Below are 1,339 nucleotides of genomic sequence, written 5' to 3' on the forward strand. Positions count from 1 at the left end.
TAACGCCGAGAGTAGTTGGTGGGAAACTGCCTGCGAGGGTAGGTAGTCGCCGTGCTAAATGGAGGATTAGCTCAGCTGGGAGAGCATCTGCCTTACAAGCAGGAGGTCACAGGTTCGAGCCCTGTATCCTCCATTGAGTCGTTAGCTCAGTTGGTAGAGCATCTGACTTTTAATCAGAGGGTCGGCAGTTCGAGCCTGCCACGACTCATTGGCCCAGAAAAACTCAAGCGGGTGTGGCGGAATTGGCAGACGCGCTAGATTTAGGTTCTAGTGTTTTCGGACGTGTGGGTTCAAGTCCCACCACCCGTACCATGCCGATTTAGCTCAGTTGGTAGAGCATCTGTCTTGTAAACAGGGGGTCGAAGGTTCGAGTCCTTTAATCGGCATAAAAATTGAATAAAGAATGCGGAAGTAGTTCAGTGGTAGAACATCACCTTGCCATGGTGGGGGTCGCGGGTTCGAATCCCGTCTTCCGCTTATCATTATCATGCCGGGGTGGCGGAACTGGCAGACGCACGGGACTTAAAATCCCGCGGTTGGTGACAACCGTACCGGTTCGATTCCGGTCCTCGGCATATAATGATGCACCCTTAGCGCAACTGGATAGAGTGTCTGACTACGAATCAGAAGGTTGAAGGTTCAAATCCTTCAGGGTGCACACTTCGGGAAGTGGCTCAGTTTGGTAGAGCACCTGGTTTGGGACCAGGGGGTCGCAGGTTCGAATCCTGTCTTCCCGATTGTAGCTTAGAAGAAAGTTACAGGATGGCGGTGTAGCTCAGCTGGCTAGAGCGTCCGGTTCATACCCGGGAGGTCGAGGGTTCGATCCCCCCCGCCGCTATAGAGGTAAGCTTGGACCTTTAGCTCAGTTGGTTAGAGCAGACGGCTCATAACCGTCGGGTCGTAGGTTCGAGTCCTACAAGGTCCATAGGATCTTGGTTTTTTTTATATAGAAACATCGCGGGATGGAGCAGTCTGGTAGCTCGTCGGGCTCATAACCCGAAGGTCATAGGTTCAAATCCTGTTCCCGCAATATGGTCCCTTGGTGTAGGGGTTATCACGCCTCCCTGTCACGGAGGAGATCACCGGTCCGAATCCGGTAGGGACCGTAATGGCTCGATAGCTCAGTTGGTAGAGCAAAGGATTGAAGCTCCTTGTGTCGGCGGTTCGATTCCGTCTCGCGCCATTAGGAAGCAAGAAGTTGCGGGTATAGTTTAGTGGTAAAACGAAAGCCTTCCAAGCTTTAGTCGCGAGTCCGATTCTCGTTACCCGCTTCAAAGGAAAAGGGGCCTATAGCTCAGCTGGTTAGAGCGCACGCCTGATAAGCGTGAGGTCGATGGTT

At 52.7% G+C, this 1,339-nt stretch carries 14 tRNA genes; all 14 read left to right on the forward strand.

Annotation, left to right across the window (positions count from 1 at the left end):
• Positions 1-60 precede the first annotated feature (60 nt).
• A tRNA-Val gene (locus FD18_RS05690) sits at positions 61-133 on the forward strand.
• Between the two features lie 2 nt (positions 134-135).
• Positions 136-208: transfer RNA gene (locus FD18_RS05695), tRNA-Lys, on the forward strand.
• Positions 209-227: 19 nt separating this feature from the next.
• Positions 228-312: transfer RNA gene (locus FD18_RS05700), tRNA-Leu, on the forward strand.
• A 1-nt stretch (position 313) separates the two neighbouring features.
• Positions 314-386 (forward strand) — tRNA-Thr (locus tag FD18_RS05705).
• A gap of 19 nt (positions 387-405) precedes the next feature.
• Positions 406-477, forward strand: a tRNA-Gly gene (locus FD18_RS05710).
• Between the two features lie 12 nt (positions 478-489).
• Positions 490-575 (forward strand) — tRNA-Leu (locus tag FD18_RS05715).
• 9 nt (positions 576-584) lie between these two features.
• Positions 585-658 (forward strand) — tRNA-Arg (locus FD18_RS05720).
• A 5-nt stretch (positions 659-663) separates the two neighbouring features.
• Positions 664-737: transfer RNA gene (locus FD18_RS05725), tRNA-Pro, on the forward strand.
• Positions 738-764: 27 nt separating this feature from the next.
• Positions 765-838: transfer RNA gene (locus FD18_RS05730), tRNA-Met, on the forward strand.
• Between the two features lie 13 nt (positions 839-851).
• Positions 852-925 (forward strand) — tRNA-Ile (locus FD18_RS05735).
• A 31-nt stretch (positions 926-956) separates the two neighbouring features.
• Positions 957-1,030, forward strand: a tRNA-Met gene (locus FD18_RS05740).
• A 3-nt stretch (positions 1,031-1,033) separates the two neighbouring features.
• Positions 1,034-1,106 (forward strand) — tRNA-Asp (locus FD18_RS05745).
• A gap of 4 nt (positions 1,107-1,110) precedes the next feature.
• Positions 1,111-1,183 (forward strand) — tRNA-Phe (locus FD18_RS05750).
• Between the two features lie 17 nt (positions 1,184-1,200).
• Positions 1,201-1,271: transfer RNA gene (locus FD18_RS05755), tRNA-Gly, on the forward strand.
• Positions 1,272-1,339 lie beyond the last annotated feature (68 nt).

This window comes from Lactobacillus taiwanensis DSM 21401, from assembly GCF_001436695.1.
GTDB lineage: Bacteria > Bacillota > Bacilli > Lactobacillales > Lactobacillaceae > Lactobacillus > Lactobacillus taiwanensis.